Source organism: Rhizobium sp. NZLR1b (genome assembly GCF_019685155.1).
Taxonomy (GTDB): Bacteria; Pseudomonadota; Alphaproteobacteria; order Rhizobiales; family Rhizobiaceae; genus Rhizobium.
Window position 1 is genome coordinate 37,253 of record NZ_JABDWC010000025.1, and the last position, 18,077, is coordinate 55,329.

Here is an 18,077-nt window from a genome sequence, read left to right on the forward strand (position 1 = left end):
GTATGTCGGTCGTCGGCACGATGATCATGTCGGCACGCGGCATTGCCGCGCACATGAAATCAGCTCGACGCGCTCGATCGTTTCGATCAACCGGTCGCTCGGATCCTCCGGGTGGTTTAAGAGAGCCACGACGTCGGAAAGGCTCGCATCCTTCAGACCGACCCTGTAGATCGCAATACCGGCGTCGATATTCTCGTTCGTGGCTCTCAGCCCCTCGAAATGCTGTGACGCCTCTCGGCGCGCGATCCCCAACGTTTCGGCGAATGCCTGGATCTCGTCTGTTCCCGGAACGCCTGATAGGCAAATATCTCTCTCGTAGCGTGCATCGCTGACCTCCTTTGGCCGCGTCCTGTGTAGGGCTCCTTTCCGGTCGCTGTGAACTGTCAAAAGTGTGAGCGACCCTTCGGGAGGAGGGGAAAATAGGAAGACGGAAAAGGAGAGAGAAAACCGGTCGCAGACCGGTCGTCCCGTCGCCGCTTGCGCTCAACCGCCGCCTCCGCATCCCGGCTCCTCGTCCTGCGCAGGGCTTTCAGCCCCGCTTGTCCGTCACAGCAGGGACGCTCGGCCGCAGTTGCGCCGGTCGGTCCGCCCTGCGGGCCGGGAGGTGTCTTCGGAAAGAAATGAAGACAGGAAGGACCGGCAAGAGGCCGTGTCCCGCATCCCGGAAGAGGAAAATCCCATGCACATCATGAAGGTCGATCCGCGCTCGTTGAAAGACAATCCGGACAATACGCGCCAGTCGAAATCCACCCCTCAGGCCGATGCATTGCTGCTCGCCACTATCAAGGCCGTCGGCATTATCCAGCCGCCCGTCATTTTTCCCGAAGTCGGTGGTGGCAACGGCTACGTCATCGAAGCCGGCCATCGCCGCACGCGCATGGCGATTGCCGCGGACCTCGAGGAAATCGAGGTGCTCGTCGTCGAAGCCGCAAACGACAATGGCGCAATGCGGTCGATGGTCGAGAACATCGCGCGCGAACCGCTGAACCCCGTCGACCAGTGGCGCGGCATCGAACGCCTCGTCGCGCTCGACTGGACCGAGGAAGCGATTGCCGTGGCGCTCGCCCTGCCCGTCCGGCAGATCCGCAAGCTGCGGCTGCTCGCCAACGTCCTGCCGATGATGCTCGACCAGATGGCGCTCGGCGACATGCCGAACGAGCAGCAGCTCCGCACGATCGCGGCAGCACACCTCGATGAGCAGAAGGAGGTCTGGAAGGCGCAGAAGCCGAAAAAGGGCCAGCCTGCCACGTGGTGGCAGATTGCCAACGCGCTGAGCAAGACCCGTATGTATGCCAAGGATGCGAGCTTCGGCGACGATCTCAGAGAAGCCTATGGCATCGAATGGATCGAGGATCTGTTCGCTCCTGCCGATGAGGACAGCCGCTACACAACCAATGTCGAAGCTTATCTCGGCGCCCAGCAGGAGTGGATGACGAACAATCTGCCGAAGAAGGGCGTGATCACCGAGGTCACGCAATGGGGCGAGGCGAAGCTGCCGCAGAAGGCAAGCCGCGTCTACGGCAAGCCAGGCAAGGGCGACCACGCCGCCATGTATCTGGATCGAAACGGCAAGGTCCAGACCGTGCACTACCGGATGCCCGAGGAGAACAAGACCAGGGGCAAGGGAGCGATCGCGGAAGGTGGCGACACCGGTGGCGAGGATGTGATCGACGCGCCGAAGCAGCGTCCTGACGTCACGCAAAAGGGTCACGACATGATCGGCGACCTCAGGACCGACGCGCTGCATCAGGCGCTCACCCGCGCACCGATCGAGGACGACACGCTGATGGCGCTCCTGGTACTTGCCTTTGCCGGACTGAATGTTCGGGTCGACTCCGGCGCAAACGACCATGTCTTCGGCGCGAAGCGGTTTGCCCGCCATGCGGCTCAGCTACTCGACGGTGACGGCAAGCTCTCCTTCAATCGCGACACCTTGCGGGTTGCCGCCCGCTCGATGCTGGTCGATGTGCTGTCGTGCCGCCGCGGCATGTCGAATAGTGGCATCGTTTCCCGCATCGCCGGCGACACCATTGGCGCGGATGGATACCTCGCGAACATGGGCACGGAAGATTTCCTGCTTTGCATGTCGCGGCAGGCGCTTGAGGCTTCGTGCAAGGGCACCTCGGTTCTGCCGCGCCCGAAGGTCCGCGAGACCCGCGCCGCACTCATCGAGCACTTGAAAGATGGGCAATTTGTCCATCCGGCCGCCCTGTTCGCCCCCGATCCGAAGGATCTCGCCGAACTGATCAAGCAAGGCGAGGTCGCGGAAGAGGACAAGGGTGTCACCTCCAAGGAAACGCCAGATGGTCTTGAAGGCGAGCTTTCCGATAGCAGCGTCGCCGGCGATGAGCCCGATCTCGACGCCGATCTGGAGGCCGTTGACGGCGCTCCCGGCGAGGACGAAACCGCCTACGGCATCGCCGCCGAGTAGCCGACGCTCTTCCATTTTTTCCGATCGATACCCCGCCGCCGGCCATCACCGGCGGCGGTTTCGTTTCCATAAACCGCAGAACTTCGAGGAGATGTCCAATGTCTGCGTCCCTGATCTACGACCTCGTCCCGATCGGCTCCATCGTTGCCTGGTCCGACGGCACCACCCGCCCGCCCGCGCGCTTCAGGAAGAAGCTTGCGGTCTGGCAGACCCGCAATAGCAAGGGCCGGCTAATCCGCAAGGAGGGTCCGCGCCAATCCGGCAGCTACGCGTCGCCGGGATATTTCACGCTGCATGAGGCGGATTTCGGATGCAAGAACACCATCGTCATGCGCATTCATCGAACTTTCGGCCTTGATTCCGATCTGACCTTCAAGGTTCTGGAGCGCCCCGCACTCGGCTCGGTCCGCGTCTTCGATCGCGCCGGTTCGAACGCCGAGCTCGTCCATCTCGCCGACAATCGCGAGGCAGGCGAAGCCTGGTTGAAAGGACACGGATGCCCAAACGCAATCCTCGAGGATGTGGGCGCCGACGAGGTCGCAGCGGCTCATGTCGAAGGAAGGGCTGCCGCATGAACTCGCTCGACCTCCTACACGATATCCTTCCGACTTCAGAGGATTGGGGCGTGGAATTCGGCCCCAGCGCCGACGGCTTTCCGGTCGCCCGGATCGGCGATACTCACTTGGCAATGGTGCCGGCGCGGGATGGCGCCAGCTTCCTTGCAAGCGCCTGGCGGCTTAACCGTCCGCTTTCGGAGCTGACGCGCGCGGATTTCTACGGTCACGAAGGCAGCCTTGAGAATGAAGCGGCGTTTCACGCCCGCGTGTTCGAGACGGTAGAGCACAAGCGCGAGGTATCGGCCCTCGGACGGATCCAGACCCGCATGACGGCCAGTACGCCCTGGGGACCGTCGCAGCTTGCGACCGTCTATGGCGAGGGGATCGTGTCCCATATGACGGCTGGCCATGGCGGGTTTCATCTGTCGGCCGAGCGGAATCTTCGGGTATCTCCGTTGCTGCGAAAGTCTTCGCCCTGGTACGAGGAAGATGCCGAATGGGCCATCGTCGCCCTCACCTTTCAGGACTTGTTCACTGTCTACGAGCGCAGATGTGCAGACGAGACGGTCCGCAACAGCTGGCCGTCCGCCTGGGAAGAGATCCACGGGCGCGAGTTGGCTCCAGGCCAGTCTGCGACAAAGGATCGGAATTCCTTCGCCAGCAAACATGCCGGCGACTGGATCGTCATCTCGGCGATCTATTCCAGCCATCATGCCGGTATGACGGAAGTGGTCGCCACGCGCGGAGGCATGCGGGACCAGCGTGCCGACGAACGGCGCTTTCTCGCGCCCAGCGCGGAATACGCAACCCGAGCGCGCTTCGGCTTCGTCATCGATGAAGTGCGTCACGCTGTCTATGACGGTCCTTCGGACTTCATCGGCTGGCGGCAGCGGAGGGCCGGGCCATGAACCCGGTCAGTCCGTGGGTGCTCCTTTCCCGCATGGAGACGGCATGGCGCCAAACGCGCCGTCATCTCGATCTCGTCCATCGGCAGATTGCCGCGCGTGCCGAGCGCCTTGCGGTGACCGAAAAGGCGAAGGCGAAAAACCGAACGCACAAGCGCTCCGGCTCACGATGGACTCGTTCCGATGAGATGCTGTTTCAGGATCACGTCGATCGCCTGTCATTCGAGCGTCGCGGTGAAATCGAGGCGCAGACCCGAAAGCTGGAGCGTCAGGACCGTGCCATCACCACCCTCCGAGTGAAGCTCGGCGACGCTGCCTGGCGACAGGCTGCATGAGTGGCGGCCGCCAGTAGCGCGTTGGCGGAGTGCGCCAGCGTGTCCGGCGAGAGACTTTGCGAGGATGGCCATCGTTTCCCACATTCGGTCTTGGGGGAGAGCCTCAGCCCCATGCCGGCCCGCCCTTCGTGTTCGTTGCGGTCTGAACCGGCGGCCGGTCGTTTCAAGGCCGCTGTCGCGCCGCAAGGCGGCCGAAGCAGCCTCGCTGCGCAAAGCGAACCCGCGTCCCGCGCAGGGTAACCCCGCTTGGTCGCAAGCCCGCTCCGCTCGCTCAGCCGTTCCGGACCTCTGAAATCGCCCGTCCCTCGCCGGTTCCTTTTGACCGCACCGAAGGGCAGACCGGCACGGGGCCGGAGCCGCTTCGGTTGAAACCGAAATGGAAAACCGACATGGCCAAGCCAGCAACCTCCAACCGTTCTTCCTCCCGCGTCGTGCAGCTCCGCAAGGGTGCTACCCTCGAAATGGTCCGCCTCACCTGCCCCGACAGCGCCCAGGCGCTGAAGATCGCCGAGAGCTTCGGGACCGCGGTGGTCGACAGCGACGGCCTCCGCGACCTGCATGAGCGGCTGATCGGCGAGACCGCCGACAGCCTGTCCGAAGGTCTCGGCGAACGCGCGATGCAGATCCACTTGCAGCGCATCATCGGCGCCTTCGTCGGATCGGCTCACGGCGCGGGTCAATTCTACTCCCGCGCCGTTACCGAGGCGCGAGATGCCACGGCCAAGGCGTCCAACGATGCTCGCGACGAGGATCTCGATGGTCCGGTCGGCTACGACAGCGCCGCCCAGCGCAAGCGCGAGTTCGCGGCCGACATGGGAGTACAAGCCCATGCTCTGCGCATGGCAGCCGAGGGCGCGGTCGCGGCCTACGAGCAGGTCGTTGGCGAAACCTGGAAGCCCTTCGATCGGCCGGTGGAAAACCCCGGCGCCAATCTCGACCGCAAGGCGGCCGAGGCGCAATTGGCCGCTCTGGGATAAAGCGCCCGGGGCGGTGCCCACGTGCGGCCCTCCCCTTTGCTTTCAAGCTTGCATTGGCCGGCTCCTCTCGGGGTCGGCCTTTCTGCATGTCGCGCCCGAGCAAAAGGGAAAGGAAGGAAATGGAGAGGCAGCCGATCGCGACCCGTTCCGGTCGGCGGTCCTGCAGGAGCCGGCTTAGAGGTGCAACGGCTTCGCCGTCCTTCACGCTGTTTCGGCCGTTCCGGTGCCCTCCAAGCCATTCCGCTCCTGCCTTCGGACCTCCGTGACGGGCCGCGATAGGCGCGGTCCCACAAAAGGAGGCTTGAGACATGAACAGGAAAACCGAAGGCGAGCACGCCGACATCTACGCCAGGATCACCGACCGGATCGTCGCCGATCTGGAGAAAGGGGTTCGTCCCTGGATGAAACCGTGGAATGCGGCGAACACTGAGCGTCGGATTACGCGGCCGCTTCGGCACAATGGTGAGCCCTATTCGGGCATGAACGTTCTCCTCCTATGGTCCGAGGGGATGGCGAGAGGTTTCACATCTGCGATGTGGATGACGTTCAAGCAAGCGCTGGAACTCGGCGCCGCGGTCCGCAAGGGCGAGACCGGTTCGACGGTCGTGTTTGCAAGCCGTTTCACAAAGTCGGAGACCGACGGCAACGGCAAGGAAGTCGACCGGGAAATTCCTTTTCTGAAGGCGTATTCCGTGTTCAACGTGGACCAAATCGACGGTCTACCCGACCATTACTATCATCGCCCGACACCGGTTCTCGATCCGGTCGAGCGGATCGAAAATGCCGATCGCTTCTTCCGCAATACCGGCGCCGTTATCCGGCACGGTGGCTCGCAAGCCTACTATTCCCCGGTGACGGACCACATCCAGATGCCGCCGTTCGAAACCTTCCGCGACGCGGCTTCTTACGTGGCGACCTTGAGTCATGAGGGAATGCACTGGACAGCGAACCCGCGCCGCGTTGACCGCGATCTCAGCCGTTACGCCACGGACAAGACCGAGCGCGCCCGCGAGGAGCTGATTGCCGAACTCGGCAGTTGCTTTCTATGTGCGGACCTCGGGATTGCTCCCGAGCTGGAGCCGAGGCCGGACCACGCTTCCTATCTTCAGTCCTGGTTGACCGTTCTCTCCGACGACAAGCGTGCCATCTTCCAGGCGGCGGCGCATGCTCAGCGCTCGGTCAGCTTCCTGCACGGCCTCCAGCCAGTTCAGGCTGACGAAAGGGCGGTTGCCTAGCCGATTTCAAGGTCGGTCGTTGTCACCGCTGCGGCCGACACCACGATCGGGTTTCTGTCCGGTTGCATGTCCTGATCCGATGTGAGGTCCAGCTTGCCCCAGATCGATGTTTTCCGGTCGTTGGCCTTGGGCTTTCGGGATTGCTTGATTTCGACGATAAACGGCTTTGTCTGCTGACGCATAAATCCTCCAGGCGACGAATCGCGAGCTCACGATATCCGGTTGGAAGACGGACGCAACTCCCCGTCCGGCAGCCGCTCACGTCGATTTCCGTGCCCGACATGGAGGTTGGGCAACGCGTTCACCAGGCGCACTGGTTCAGCGCGGCAAGCGTGACGAGGGCCGCCATCGCTTGTTCCTTCTATCGTTGCCATGGGCCCCGTCCTTCGCGGGCTCGATGAGGCATGTCTGACCGGAGAGCGGCTTCGCCTCGATCGTTCTCCCGCAACGACCATCCGAAACTTTCCTCCCCTGCGGCTCTGCCGCATTCCTCGCGCGACAACAAAGTTCCTCCTGGCCGCCCTCCACTTCGTTTCGTCCTTTTAGGTGCGGTCCGATCGTCCCCGATCCTTGCGACAGCCATCGAGGCCGCGAAGGGCGCGGCCCGAAACAAACGAAAGGAACATGACAATGGCTACCATCGGCGCCTTCACCTCCACCGAAACCGGCTTCTCCGGCTCGATCCGCACGCTGGCCCTCAACGTCAAGGCTCGCATCGCCCGCATCGAGAACCCCTCCGACAAGGGCCCGCACTTCCGCATCTACGCGGGCAACGTCGAGCTGGGTGCCGCCTGGCAGAAGCGCTCCGCTGAGACGGACCGCGACTACCTCTCGGTCAAGCTGGACGACCCGAGCTTCCCGGCTCCGATCTACGCCACACTGACCGAGGTCGAAGGCGAGGACGGCTACCAGCTGATCTGGTCTCGCCCCAACCGGGATTGAGATCCAATCGAGGCCCCGCCACCGAGCGGGGCCAACCGGCCGCATTGCGAAAGCCGGCAGCAGGTATCGAACCCGCTGCCGGCTTTTCTGGTGCCATACGGAACCGGAAATATCTGCTCAGAATGCCCAATCATGCCGGGCGTGAACGACGGCATAAAGGACGATGCGGTTCCCCCAATTTTCAGGCGCCGACCTGCGGCCGCCTCTAGAAAATCGGCTCCCCCACTCGCCGGCTCCGCCGGTCGCTTGCGCGCTCCTTGACGCCGCCATCCCCGCCCGACCCCGGTCGTCATCTTTCACAAACCCAAGGAGATGAAGGCGATGATCATCGAACAACAAATCAACGAACTGCGCGCGGAGCTGCAGGCCTGCAACGACCCCGTCGAGCGGCGCCAGATCGAAGCTGAACTCGAACTCGCCCAGGGCGAGCTGACTCTGGCGATGGCCGAACAGGACGGATCAATTGACGTCGAGCCGCCCTTCTGAGGCGGCAAGCCAACGATCCCAGACCGCCGGCATTCAGACTTCGCTGAGGAGACGTCGGCACAGCTCCCTTTCGATCTCCTGTCATCGACATCGGGGATGTTGCAGCCTGGCGTCGCGCCGCAACCCGCCGCCGCCAGAATTTTCCCCGCCGCTGCGCGGCTTCCTCGCGGACCAAAATTCCGTCGCCAGCAGGTCCTTCGCGTGCGCTACGGCCGTCCCGGTGCAGCGCTCCTTCCCGGTCTGCGTACCTCACCCCGCGATGACAACTTATCGAAAGGAGAAAACATCATGCGCCAACTCGCTCAATTCCTCAGCACCACCGGCCGCAGTCTTCAGGGCCTCGGCAAGGTAGTCAGCCACCTCTTCCGCAAGGGAAAGCTCGGCCTGTAGCTCGCGATCAAGATCCCGTTTTTTGTCGAGATCGAGGCTTCGTTCGAGACCGATCGGGACCGGCGCAAATGAAGCGCCAGGGTCCGCTTCGGTGGCCCCTTCTTTGACCGCACCGCCGAAGGCAATCAGCTGTGCGTAGGCCGGAGCGTCATCATTGGCCGATAGCCGCGAGCACGCTTTTGTCTCAACAGGTCGAGGAAGAGCCGCACCGCTTCCTCTTCCCGTTCGAATACATGCTGCTTCTCCTGCCCACGTTTTCCGATCCTTCCCCATCGCCGGGTCAGGCAGGCCTCTCCGAACATCGTCTGCCCGATCTCCATGGCATAGTACCGCGCCATGTTCATCGCCGGATCCGCGCGTTCGATATAGAGGTGGTAGGGCTGTGTGACCATACGCGCATGATCCTCACACGGCGCCGGCACGTCCAACGACATATGTGAATCCTACAGGTGCGACCGATTCATTTTCGTGAAGAATGGCGCTTGGGCGAGGCGCCGTCGGCGCACGGCTCAAGTCGCGCTGCGACCGGAGCCCGCACGCGGTCTCCGCCCAGTCGGGTTACGATCCTCTCGTTGCAGGAAGCATGCCTTTGCCAAAAGTCGACGTCCGGAGACAGCCGGAAGGTCTCATGGCCATCGGAGATGGCAAGCGGGCGCGTCCCTTCAGGACGCGGTTCCATCTCTCTCTGACGTCCCATTTTGCACCCGCCGTTCCGGCGTCAAGGACATCGCGGCCCCTCCAATTTTCCCTGCGCCGCAAGCGGCACCGAGAAAATCGGTTCCTCCGCTCGCCGCACAGCGGCCGCGTTCCGCGGTCCCTGACCCCTCACGGCTACGGTACGGTGCGGACCCCTTTCGTCAGAAAACGAAAAGGAGACTCTGATGACAAAGCAGCAAATCACACAGCCGGTTGGCGAAAACCAGGAGGTGCCGGATCAACAGCCGGACTGGCTTGAAGCTTTGCGTCGACAATTCGATGCGGAAGTTCATCTGCCCAGCGACATCTCGCACGAGTTTCTGTCTGCGGCGCTTCTCTTCGCCATCGAGAACAAGGTCGATTTCGGTTTGTTCCATGAGGCCGGCAAGATCATCATTGCGCATTTCGGAGGTGACGAAATCTACCTGCCATCCCGGTGGTCTGACAGGCGATGGCGCATCGGTCTCGAGGACAGAGAGCCTTTCGACCCAGGCGATTGAAGTCCAGACCAGAGGCGGCTTGCCGTCTCTGGTCTTTGCCATGCGTGTGAGCCGTTCCATCCGGATCGCCGGCCGGCACGGCTATGAAAGGGGGGCTCTGCCGCCCCTCTCAATCTCACCCCATGAAGGAAGGGCAAGCCCCTCCTTCATGCTTCCTCCATGGGGAAAGGGGACGGTTCCCTCCTCCCTTTCCCGAAACCCCAATCCCTCTCCCGTTCAGGTGATAGAAGACTGGTCGTCACTGGCTCTGACACCATCCGTGACGCGCTCCATCCCACGATCGGGCGAGGCCCTCCTGGACCAAAGCGCCTCCCAGGGACTTGCCGGCTCGAGACACGGTTCGAAGTTTGCGTCCATATTTGTCTTCATCGCGAATCCCGGCCGACAGCGAGAATTTTCCGGCGTTGAGCAGCGCCAGCAGGCGGAATTTTGCCGCTTCGCCTTTGACCCGTTCGGCCTCGCAGCGCGGCGGGCTAAGTTCAGGCGTATCGATATCGGCAATGCGGATTTTCTGTCCCTCAAACCAGAATGTGTCGCCATCGACAACGCAGTTCGTTCGACGGCTATCGCCGCAGAACGCGAACGGGGCTGACAGCATATCCTGCGTTGGCGCTTTGGCGAAGGCAGCGACGCTGTCGAGGTGACCACTGCGATCAAGATACAGCCAGCCGGCAACACCGATCACCGCGGCCCATACGATCGCCGTCGGGATCCATCTATGGCGATTGGAGCCATGACGACGTGACGTCGAGCGTGACGCGTCAACGGCATTGCGATGGTTGCCAGGCCTGCGATTTTTCCTGAATGGTACGACGTTCTTCTGCGCCAAGCTCTCACCCCTTCTCGACGGCAGACGTTACCGTGCTTTTGGTTTCATCGGTCTTTTCCGGATGTGTCGAATGCAATCCTTTGCTCTCGTTTCCGGTCGGTGAATGAAAGCGGTTTTCGCCGACGCATGCTTTCATGTCGTCGCGCCGGAACCAGATCGCGCGACCGCAGCGGAGCGGCGCGTTGCCAGCTGTGAAGACGATCTGCTCGTCCGCACGCATGCGCAGGACCTCATGCGGCTGAATCAACGGTCTGGCAGCAAGCTGCTTCGACCGCGTTCGCGACGATCCCCTCGCCTGGGAACTGCGGCTGACCTGGTCGATCTCGACCGTAGTCATGCCGCAGCGTTTTGAGATGTAATCGGCGGTCTCAGGATCGTTGATCGCCGAGAAACTGATCCAGCTCGAACTTTCAAACCACTTGCTCGCCGCGTCCCGCCCGCCATAGGTTTCGCGCATCTGGCCGATTGACTGGTAGATCATTGTGAGTGTGATCCCGTACTTGCGACCGGCGTCGCGCGCGGTCTCCAGAATCCGCATGTAGCCGAGGCGGGCGACCTCATCGAGGAGAAACAGTGCGCGCCCTTTGATCTGACCGTCACGATTGTAGATCGCATTGAGAAGCGAGCCGATGATGACGCGCGCAAGACCCGCATGTGTCTCCAATGTCTTGAGGTCGATGTTGATGAAGACGTCCGTGTTTCCGGCCGCGATATCGCTGGTCGAAAATTTCTTGCCAGAGACGAGTGCGGCATAGTTCAGATAGGAAAGCCAATGCGTTTCCTTTACTGCATTGGCATAGACGCCGGAGAAAGTTTCCGGCGTCATGTTGACGAAGGCTGCGACATTCTCCTTCACGAAATCCGAGCCTGAATTGTCGAAGATGTCCTGCAGCCGCTTGCGCAAAGTCGGCTCGGGCTCCGAGAGATTTTTGCGCACCTGGCGCAGCGTCTGGTCCTTCTCATCCGTGTGACCGGACAGGCAGACATCGGCGATGAGTGCCGTCAGCAACTGAAGCGCCGATGCGCGAAAGAAATCGTCGCGGACACCGCGCGCGCCGCCGCTGTCGCTCATGATCCACGATGCGACCGAGGCAATGTCCTCTTCCTTCGTTCCCCCGAAACGGCCGACCCAGTCCAGCACATTGAAGCCGGTTTCCGGTTTTCTCGGATCGAGCACGAACACGTCCCTCCCCGCTCCGCCGCGATGTGCGGAGACCATCGGCCCGACTTCATTCGATGGATCCAGCACGATCAACGTGCCACCCCATTTGAGCGCCGTCGGGATAGTCACCGACGTTGTCTTGAAACCGCCAGAGCCGGCAAAGACGATCCCGTGAGACGAGCCGAAGGAGCGGTCGAAGCACAGCAAGGGCGATTTGCCGCCGGCGCCCCACGTTTCCGCGCTGTCGGCTCGAAACGCCCGTGCTCCGGTGCTGTCCTTGTCGACCCGATAGCGCTCGCCGATGACGATGCCGCCAGTATCCGGGAAGAGCTTTGCTGCCTCCGTGAGCTTCATCCAATCCGCTTCGCCGTGCAGCGCCCGCTTGCCCTGAACACGTTTCGGCTCAGCCTTCGCGAAGGCCGCATTGCCGACCAATGCAACGCGCAGTGCGAAGCAGGCACAGAGCAGCGCAGCGCTCGCTCCGATCGAGGTAGCCGGATCGAGATAGGCGAAGACCGATTTGTCTGCCGGGATCGTCTTCCCGAAGCTTGAAACGCGCACCGTTTCGCGGATGGCTGCGATCAGGAATGTCCCGCTGCTCCCCGCAACGACGCCCCAAGCTGCCTCCTTGATGCTGATCGAGCCGGCGATCGCGAACAGAAAGATGATCCCGATTGCGCTACTCACCACATAGGGAAAGGCGATGCCCGCCCGCCCCCATGCCAGTCGCGCAGCCTCGATCTTTCCGAAACCGGAAAGCCATTGCTCGATCCCGGTCATTCCGATCACGGCTATGATCATCAACGCTGCAGGTAAGACGACAAGCGCAATCCTATTGATCGTCATTGCCGAAGGCCTCCACGCCGATCGCGGTGAGCCTCACCCGCTCGCTCTCGTCGCTCTCGATGCGGCGGGCGACATCGATCAGCGCGCCGAGCAGCAGCGCCCGCTTCTGGTAGCGCAGCCCGGCCTTGACGATCAGGCCGCCGAGCTCGATCTTTTCGCGCGTGTCCTTCTTGCGGGCATCGGATGTCATTGTCTTCGCCATCCGCTCAAGCCTCGCCAGTCCCGCCCGCAGCCGCGCCAGACGTGACCGGCGCGTTCGACGCTGCGCTGCCGCTATCGCTTGCGGCCTTTTTTCCTCCGTTTGAAACGCCCTTCCCTCCCCGAAACCGTTTCGCCAGGTCCTCAAAGGCCGCCTGGAGCTCCCCCTCGTCGACCTCGATTTCGCCAAGGCCAGCCTTGAGCGCGATCCGGCCGATGCGCTCCGCTTCTCTGGTCTCTGCGAGCTTGAGCTGTTCCTGCAGCTTGGCGATTTCGTCCCGGATTTTCGAGGATGGCCTTTTCATTCCGTTCGTCTCCTTGGGTGGGAAAGCTTGTCTTTCGAACGCAGTTTTTCGGAGAAGAGTGCGGTACGCACTACTGTGAATCCTACAATCGCCAAGGGCGATGCTTTGCTGGATGATCCCGGCCGTTCCGAAGGAGCGGATCCAAGGGCGCAATTATACGTCGCTGGCGCGACGTGTTGCTAAGAGAGCCTTGTGGGGCCGCCGCTCCCGACGAACCCTTTGATTTCGTTCGCAACCGGGAGAGAACTCCGTCGTGGCCGTCCCTCACTTCTCCGTCAGCGTCGTCGCCCGTGGCTCCGGCCGCAGCGCCGTCCTGTCGGCGGCCTACCGGCACTGCGCTAAGATGGAGTTTGAGCGGGAAGCCCGGACGATCGACTACACCCGAAAGCAAGGGCTCCTGCATGAGGAGTTCGTGATCCCTGCCGACGCGCCGGAATGGGTGCGCAGCATGATTGCCGCTCGCTCGGTCGCCGGCGCATCCGAGGCCTTCTGGAACAAAGTGGAGGGCTGCGAGAGGCGATCCGACGCCCAGCTCGCCAAGGACGTCATCATAGCCCTGCCGCTCGAGCTGACGGCCGAGCAGAACATCGCGCTCATGCGCGACTTTTTGGCGGGCCACATCACGTCGAAGGGCATGGTCGCGGACTGGGTCTATCACGACGCCCCCGGCAATCCTCACGTCCACCTCATGACCACATTGCGCCCGCTGACCGAAGACGGTTTCGGTTCGAAGAAGGTCGCGGTGCTCGGCCCGGGTGGTAAGCCAATCCGAAATGACGCCGGCAAAATCGTCTATGATCTGTGGGCCGGTAGCACCGAGGATTTCAATGCGTTTCGCGACGGCTGGTTTGCCTGCCAGAACAAACATCTGGCGCTTGCCGGCCTCGATATCCGCATCGATGGTCGTTCCTTCGAAAAGCAGGGTATCGATCTCGAGCCGACCATCCACCTGGGCGTCGGCACAAAAGCGATCGAGCGAAAGTCCGCCGGCGCCACGGAGGTTGTTTCGCTCGAGCGGCTGGCGCAGCAGGAGCAACGCCGATCCGAAAATGCCCGGCGCATCGAACGTTTCCCGGAGATCGTGCTTGATCTCATCATGCGAGAAAAGAGCGTCTTCGATGAGCGGGACGTGGCAAAGATCCTGCATCGCTATATCGACGATGCTGGCCTGTTCGAACGCTTGATGCTGGGCATCCTGCAGAGCCCACGCACGCTTCGGACCGAGCGAGAGCGGATCGACTTTACGACGGGCCTGCGGGCGCCGGCAAAATACACCACCCGCGAAATGATCCGACTGGAAGCGGAGATGGCCAATCGCGCCGTCTGGCTGTCGCAGCGGTCCTCGCATGGCGTCCGCGCCGCCGTGCTCTCGGCGACCTTTTCACGCCATCACCGTTTGTCGGATGAACAACAAGCGGCGATCGAGCATGTCGCAGGAGCCGAACGGATCGCCGCGGTGGTCGGCCGCGCCGGGGCGGGCAAGACGACGATGATGAAGGCGGCGCGCGAGGCCTGGGAAGCGGCAGGTTATCGTGTTGTCGGCGCAGCACTCGCCGGCAAGGCGGCCGAGGGTCTGGAGAAGGAGGCCGGTATCGCCTCGCGCACGTTATCGTCCTGGGAGCTCCGCTGGAACGAAGGGCGCAATCAGCTCGATGCCAAGACGGTATTGGTGCTCGACGAGGCGGGCATGGTCTCGTCGCGACAGATGGCCCTGCTGGTCGAAGTGGCGACCAAGGCCGGCGCCAAGCTCGTTCTGGTGGGCGATCCGGAGCAGCTCCAACCGATCGAGGCGGGTGCGGCGTTCCGCGCTATCGCCGATCGTATCGGATACGCGGAACTCGAAACCATCTATCGCCAACGCGAGCAATGGATGCGCGATGCCTCGCTCGATCTGGCGCGAGGCAAGGTGGGCAACGCAGTCGGTGCCTACCGCGCCAATGGCAGGGTGATTGGATCGGATCTGAAGGCGGATGCCGTCGATAATCTCATTGCCGCTTGGGACCGCGATTATGATCCTGCGAAGACCTCGCTGATCCTTGCCCATCTTCGCCGTGACGTTCGCATGCTGAACCAGATGGCACGGATCAAACTGCTCGAGCGCGGGATCCTCGGCGACGGCGCCATGTTCAAGACGGCGGATGGCGATCGCAACTTTGCAGCAGGCGACCAGATCGTTTTTCTCAAGAACGAGAGTTCACTCGGCGTGAAGAACGGTATGCTGGCGAAGGTCGTCGAGGCTGCCCCCGGCCGTATCGTTGCGGAGATTGGCGAAGGTGAACATCGCCGTCAGGTGACTGTCGAACAGCGCTTCTATAACAACCTCGATCTCGGCTACGCCACGACGATCCACAAGAGCCAAGGCGCGACCGTCGACAGGGTGAAGGTGCTTGCTTCCCTCTCGCTGGACCGGCATCTGACCTATGTCGCCATGACCCGTCATCGGGAGGACCTCGGCGTCTATTACGGCCGACGGTCCTTTACCAAGGCGGGTGGGCTGATCCCGATACTTTCACGGAAGAATGCCAAGGAGACGACCCTCGATTATGCGGGCGGTCCTTTCTACCGACAGGCACTTCGTTTCGCTGAGGCTCGCGGCCTCGATCTCGTCAAGGTCGCCCGGACCCTGGTTCGCGACCAGCTCGGATGGACCGTCCGCCAGAAACAGAAGCTCGCCGATCTCGGCGCGCGTCTGGCCGCCATCGGTGCGGCCCTCGGACTGGTTCGCGGCAGCAACAAACAATCCATCCCGAACACGATCAAGGAGGCCAAGCCCATGGTGTCAGGCATCACCACCTTTCCCAAATCGCTCGAGCAGGCTGTCGAAGACAAGCTCGCCGCCGATCCAGGCCTCAAGAAGCAATGGGAGGACGTGTCGACCCGCTTCCATCTCGTCTACGCGCAGCCGGATGGAGCCTTCAAGGCGATCAACGTCGACGCCATGCTCAAGGACCGGACGGTCGCTCAGTCCACGCTTGCACGGATTGGCGGCGAGCCCGAAAGTTTCGGCGCCCTCAAGGGCAAGACCGGTCTCCTCGCCAGCCACGCCGACAAACAGGATCGGGAAAAAGCCATCGCCAATGTGCCAGCGCTCACGCGAAATCTCGAACGCTATCTTCGTGAGCGGGCCGAGGCAGAACGCAAGCATGAGAGCGAGGAGCGTGCGGTCCGGTACAGGGTTTCGGTTGACATCCCGGCGCTCTCTCCCTCCGCCAAGCAAACGCTCGAACGCGTGCGCGATGCGATTGATCGCAACGATCTTCCGGCCGGCCTCGAATATGCGCTGGCCGACAAAATGGTGAAGGCCGAACTTGAAGGTTTCGCGAAGGCTGTGTCCGAGCGTTTTGGAGAGCGAACTTTCCTCCCCCTTGCGGCGAAAGACACTGATGGCAAGACCTTCGACACCGTGACGGCAGGGATGACATCAGGCCAGAAGGCTGAGGTCCGGAGCGCGTGGAATTCCATGCGGACGGTCCAGCAACTTGCCGCCCATGAACGCACGACCGAGGCGCTGAAACAGGCAGAGACCATGCGTCAGACGAAGAGCCAGGGGCTCTCCCTGAAATGACGGTTGGGGCTGGAATGCGCTGGGCGATGACCGGGCAACAACGGCGAGCGGCTTGGATCACTTTGATTGTGACACTCGTCGTCATGCCGGTGATCGTCACAGCTCTTGCCTGCGGCTACCGCATCAATCTGACACCGAGCGAGCCGCTTGGGCTGTGGCGCATTATCCCGCTCCATCGGCCGGCGGCCGTTAATGACCTCGTGTTCATCTGCCCACCGGAAACCGCTGGTATGCGGGAGGCGAAAGCGCGTGGTTATCTCCGCTTCGGTCCTTGCCCGGCCGGTGTTGCGCCGCTCATCAAGACGGTGATCGCGGTCGCAGGGCAGTATGTCGAAATCGGCGCCAGCGTGAGCGTCGATCGGCAGGCGGTTCTCTCTTCCAGTCTCGCAGCAAAAGACGGAAAAGGTCGGACGCTCGCGCCGTTTCCGGGTGGCGTCATACCGTCGGGATATGTCTTCCTGCACTCCGCGTTTCCCGGCTCTTACGACTCCCGATACTTCGGCCCCCTACCCGCTTCCGGGGTTCTCGGTTTGGCGCAGGAGGTGCTCACCTATGCGCCGTGATGACCTTCGACCGACACTGCTGATCTCCACGTCGATCGCGGTCGGCGTAGGGGCGTGGAACGGCCATATGTTGCTCCTGCCCGTCGCGCTGGGATTTCCAGTTCTGTGGTCGATCGCGAGAACGAGATTGGTCGCGACACTTGTCTCGGCAGGGTATTTCCTGGCTGCCTCGCGTGGCCTGCCGGAGGGCGTTGCGACCTTCTATTCATCGGATCTCTGGCCAGGCCTGTTGCTTTGGCTGTGTGCGTCCTTGAGCTTTGTCTCCGTTCATACGGTCCTCTGGACGAAGAATGCCGACGCTCGTCCGCTTCGCTACCTCCTTGCTGCGATCATCATGGCCATCCCGCCGTTCGGCATCATCGGCTGGGCGCATCCAGTCACCGCCGCGGGTGTTCTGTTTCCGGGATGGGGATGGTGGGGACTGGGGCTTATGACAGCTGGCCTCGCTGGCCTCGTAACCCGCTTTTGGCCAGCTGTCGCCATAGCCCTGACAGGCCTTTGGCTCTGGTCCGCCGCAATCTGGACCGACCCGAAACTACCGGAAGGCTGGCAGGGCGTCGATCTGGAAATGGGTGTTTCCCTCGGTCGCGAGGCCAGTCTTCACCGCCAGCGTGACCTGATCGCAACGGTGCGGAATGCGGCCAGCGATGGCGCACGCTTTGTGGTGCTGCCGGAAACTGCGCTTGGCTTCTGGACGCCGACCACTGAGCGCCTTTGGACGGGTGCCCTCGCCGAGAGCGATAGTGCGGTCATCGCCGGGGCCGCGGTTGTCGATGCCGACGGCTATGACAATGTGTTGGTTGCGATCGACGGGAAGGGCAGTCGCGTCCTTTATCGCGAACGCATGCCGGTCCCTGGCTCCATGTGGCAACCTTGGCGATCCTTGTTGGGTGAGAGCGGCGGCGCCAGGGCGGACTTTTTCGCAAACCCGGTCGTCTCTATCGGCGCCGGCCGGGCAGCACCGCTGATCTGTTACGAACAGCTGATCGTTTGGCCGATCCTTCAGTCCATGCTTCACGATCCGGATTTAGTCGTCGCCGTCGGAAACGGCTGGTGGACCGAGGGGACATCGATCGTCGCCATCCAGCGTGCCAGCACCGAAGCCTGGGCACGGCTGTTCGACAAGCCACTTGTTACTGCCATCAACACCTGAGC

19 protein-coding genes are annotated in these 18,077 nt (G+C 62.3%); 12 read left to right on the forward strand and 7 right to left on the reverse strand.

Annotated features, from left to right (window positions below; genetic code table 11):
• Positions 1-24: 24 nt before the first annotated feature.
• A complete protein-coding gene (locus HJB84_RS27160; protein ID WP_259671185.1) occupies positions 25-252 on the reverse strand; it encodes a hypothetical protein in 228 nt (75 codons plus the stop codon).
• Between the two features lie 427 nt (positions 253-679).
• Here HJB84_RS27160 and HJB84_RS27165 point away from each other — a divergent pair, with 427 nt between their 5' ends.
• The 6 genes from HJB84_RS27165 to HJB84_RS27190 all read left to right on the forward strand — a co-directional run bounded on the left by HJB84_RS27165 (position 680) and on the right by HJB84_RS27190 (position 6,440).
• Positions 680-2,431 carry a ParB N-terminal domain-containing protein gene (locus tag HJB84_RS27165; protein WP_221117428.1) on the forward strand — a complete coding sequence of 584 codons (1,752 nt, stop codon included), beginning with the start codon at positions 680-682 and terminating at the stop codon, positions 2,429-2,431.
• 98 nt (positions 2,432-2,529) lie between these two features.
• Entirely contained in the window at positions 2,530-3,006 is a 477-nt protein-coding gene (locus HJB84_RS27170; protein WP_221117429.1) for a hypothetical protein, read from the forward strand.
• The gene (locus HJB84_RS27175; RefSeq protein WP_221117430.1) at positions 3,003-3,896 is read left to right on the forward strand and encodes a DUF7007 domain-containing protein; all 894 of its coding nucleotides are present in this window, start codon (positions 3,003-3,005) and stop codon (positions 3,894-3,896) included. Before HJB84_RS27170 ends, HJB84_RS27175 begins: the two co-directional genes overlap by 4 nt.
• Complete coding sequence (locus HJB84_RS27180; RefSeq protein WP_221117431.1) at positions 3,893-4,228, forward strand: hypothetical protein; 336 nt, start codon at positions 3,893-3,895, stop codon at positions 4,226-4,228. The genes HJB84_RS27175 and HJB84_RS27180 overlap by 4 nt, the downstream gene beginning before the upstream one ends.
• A gap of 389 nt (positions 4,229-4,617) precedes the next feature.
• The gene (locus HJB84_RS27185; RefSeq protein WP_221117432.1) at positions 4,618-5,205 is read left to right on the forward strand and encodes a hypothetical protein; all 588 of its coding nucleotides are present in this window, start codon (positions 4,618-4,620) and stop codon (positions 5,203-5,205) included.
• A 308-nt stretch (positions 5,206-5,513) separates the two neighbouring features.
• Complete coding sequence (locus HJB84_RS27190) at positions 5,514-6,440, forward strand: ArdC family protein (protein WP_221117433.1); 927 nt, start codon at positions 5,514-5,516, stop codon at positions 6,438-6,440.
• Here HJB84_RS27190 and HJB84_RS27195 read toward each other — a convergent pair.
• The gene (locus HJB84_RS27195; RefSeq protein ID WP_221117434.1) at positions 6,437-6,622 is read right to left on the reverse strand and encodes a hypothetical protein; all 186 of its coding nucleotides are present in this window, start codon (positions 6,620-6,622) and stop codon (positions 6,437-6,439) included. The two genes, HJB84_RS27190 and HJB84_RS27195, sit on opposite strands and share 4 nt — an antisense overlap.
• 448 nt (positions 6,623-7,070) lie before the next feature.
• Between HJB84_RS27195 and HJB84_RS27200 the strand changes: the two genes are divergently transcribed.
• The gene (locus HJB84_RS27200; protein ID WP_221117435.1) at positions 7,071-7,382 is read left to right on the forward strand and encodes a DUF736 domain-containing protein; all 312 of its coding nucleotides are present in this window, start codon (positions 7,071-7,073) and stop codon (positions 7,380-7,382) included.
• Positions 7,383-7,703: 321 nt separating this feature from the next.
• A complete protein-coding gene (locus HJB84_RS27205; protein ID WP_221117436.1) occupies positions 7,704-7,868 on the forward strand; it encodes a hypothetical protein in 165 nt (54 codons plus the stop codon).
• Between the two features lie 515 nt (positions 7,869-8,383).
• On the opposite strand, the gene HJB84_RS27210 is transcribed toward HJB84_RS27205, so the two are convergent.
• Positions 8,384-8,692 carry a WGR domain-containing protein gene (locus HJB84_RS27210; protein WP_259671186.1) on the reverse strand — a complete coding sequence of 103 codons (309 nt, stop codon included), beginning with the start codon at positions 8,690-8,692 and terminating at the stop codon, positions 8,384-8,386.
• A 447-nt stretch (positions 8,693-9,139) separates the two neighbouring features.
• Between HJB84_RS27210 and HJB84_RS27215 the strand changes: the two genes are divergently transcribed.
• The gene (locus HJB84_RS27215; protein ID WP_221117437.1) at positions 9,140-9,454 is read left to right on the forward strand and encodes a hypothetical protein; all 315 of its coding nucleotides are present in this window, start codon (positions 9,140-9,142) and stop codon (positions 9,452-9,454) included.
• A gap of 238 nt (positions 9,455-9,692) precedes the next feature.
• On the opposite strand, the gene HJB84_RS27220 is transcribed toward HJB84_RS27215, so the two are convergent.
• The 4 genes from HJB84_RS27220 to traC form a co-directional block, all read right to left on the reverse strand.
• Positions 9,693-10,118, reverse strand: a complete 426-nt coding sequence (locus tag HJB84_RS27220) for a thermonuclease family protein (protein WP_405049121.1) — start codon at positions 10,116-10,118, stop codon at positions 9,693-9,695.
• A 169-nt stretch (positions 10,119-10,287) separates the two neighbouring features.
• Positions 10,288-12,291, reverse strand: a complete 2,004-nt coding sequence (traG, locus tag HJB84_RS27225) for a Ti-type conjugative transfer system protein TraG (RefSeq protein WP_259671187.1) — start codon at positions 12,289-12,291, stop codon at positions 10,288-10,290.
• Complete coding sequence (gene traD, locus HJB84_RS27230) at positions 12,278-12,493, reverse strand: type IV conjugative transfer system coupling protein TraD (RefSeq protein WP_221117438.1); 216 nt, start codon at positions 12,491-12,493, stop codon at positions 12,278-12,280. The genes traG and traD overlap by 14 nt, the downstream gene beginning before the upstream one ends.
• A 4-nt stretch (positions 12,494-12,497) precedes the next feature.
• Complete coding sequence (traC, locus tag HJB84_RS27235; RefSeq protein ID WP_221117439.1) at positions 12,498-12,794, reverse strand: conjugal transfer protein TraC; 297 nt, start codon at positions 12,792-12,794, stop codon at positions 12,498-12,500.
• 253 nt (positions 12,795-13,047) lie between these two features.
• Here traC and traA point away from each other — a divergent pair, with 253 nt between their 5' ends.
• The 3 genes from traA to HJB84_RS27250 are packed head-to-tail and all read left to right on the forward strand — an operon-like array spanning position 13,048 to position 18,075.
• On the forward strand, positions 13,048-16,359 hold the full coding sequence (traA, locus tag HJB84_RS27240) for a Ti-type conjugative transfer relaxase TraA (protein WP_221117440.1): 3,312 nt from the start codon (positions 13,048-13,050) through the stop codon (positions 16,357-16,359).
• Between the two features lie 14 nt (positions 16,360-16,373).
• On the forward strand, positions 16,374-16,922 hold the full coding sequence (gene traF, locus HJB84_RS27245) for a conjugative transfer signal peptidase TraF (protein ID WP_259671188.1): 549 nt from the start codon (positions 16,374-16,376) through the stop codon (positions 16,920-16,922).
• Entirely contained in the window at positions 16,912-18,075 is a 1,164-nt protein-coding gene (locus tag HJB84_RS27250; RefSeq protein ID WP_221117442.1) for a conjugal transfer protein TraB, read from the forward strand. The genes traF and HJB84_RS27250 overlap by 11 nt, the downstream gene beginning before the upstream one ends.
• Positions 18,076-18,077 lie beyond the last annotated feature (2 nt).

Excerpts from the sequence above, each read along its gene's own strand:
- HJB84_RS27215 (WP_221117437.1), top strand. The coding sequence starts at position 9,140 with ATGACAAAGCAGCAAATCACACAGCCGGTTGGCGAAAACCAGGAGGTG.
- traF (WP_259671188.1), top strand. The coding sequence starts at position 16,374 with ATGCGCTGGGCGATGACCGGGCAACAACGGCGAGCGGCTTGGATCACT.
- HJB84_RS27200 (WP_221117435.1), top strand. The coding sequence starts at position 7,071 with ATGGCTACCATCGGCGCCTTCACCTCCACCGAAACCGGCTTCTCCGGC.
- HJB84_RS27190 (WP_221117433.1), top strand. The coding sequence starts at position 5,514 with ATGAACAGGAAAACCGAAGGCGAGCACGCCGACATCTACGCCAGGATC.
- traC (WP_221117439.1), bottom strand. The coding sequence starts at position 12,794 with ATGAAAAGGCCATCCTCGAAAATCCGGGACGAAATCGCCAAGCTGCAG.
- HJB84_RS27250 (WP_221117442.1), top strand. The coding sequence starts at position 16,912 with ATGCGCCGTGATGACCTTCGACCGACACTGCTGATCTCCACGTCGATC.
- HJB84_RS27195 (WP_221117434.1), bottom strand. The coding sequence starts at position 6,622 with ATGCGTCAGCAGACAAAGCCGTTTATCGTCGAAATCAAGCAATCCCGA.
- HJB84_RS27170 (WP_221117429.1), top strand. The coding sequence starts at position 2,530 with ATGTCTGCGTCCCTGATCTACGACCTCGTCCCGATCGGCTCCATCGTT.
- HJB84_RS27180 (WP_221117431.1), top strand. The coding sequence starts at position 3,893 with ATGAACCCGGTCAGTCCGTGGGTGCTCCTTTCCCGCATGGAGACGGCA.
- traG (WP_259671187.1), bottom strand. The coding sequence starts at position 12,291 with ATGACGATCAATAGGATTGCGCTTGTCGTCTTACCTGCAGCGTTGATG.
- traD (WP_221117438.1), bottom strand. The coding sequence starts at position 12,493 with ATGGCGAAGACAATGACATCCGATGCCCGCAAGAAGGACACGCGCGAA.
- HJB84_RS27210 (WP_259671186.1), bottom strand. The coding sequence starts at position 8,692 with ATGTCGTTGGACGTGCCGGCGCCGTGTGAGGATCATGCGCGTATGGTC.
- HJB84_RS27175 (WP_221117430.1), top strand. The coding sequence starts at position 3,003 with ATGAACTCGCTCGACCTCCTACACGATATCCTTCCGACTTCAGAGGAT.
- HJB84_RS27165 (WP_221117428.1), top strand. The coding sequence starts at position 680 with ATGCACATCATGAAGGTCGATCCGCGCTCGTTGAAAGACAATCCGGAC.
- HJB84_RS27185 (WP_221117432.1), top strand. The coding sequence starts at position 4,618 with ATGGCCAAGCCAGCAACCTCCAACCGTTCTTCCTCCCGCGTCGTGCAG.
- HJB84_RS27205 (WP_221117436.1), top strand. The coding sequence starts at position 7,704 with ATGATCATCGAACAACAAATCAACGAACTGCGCGCGGAGCTGCAGGCC.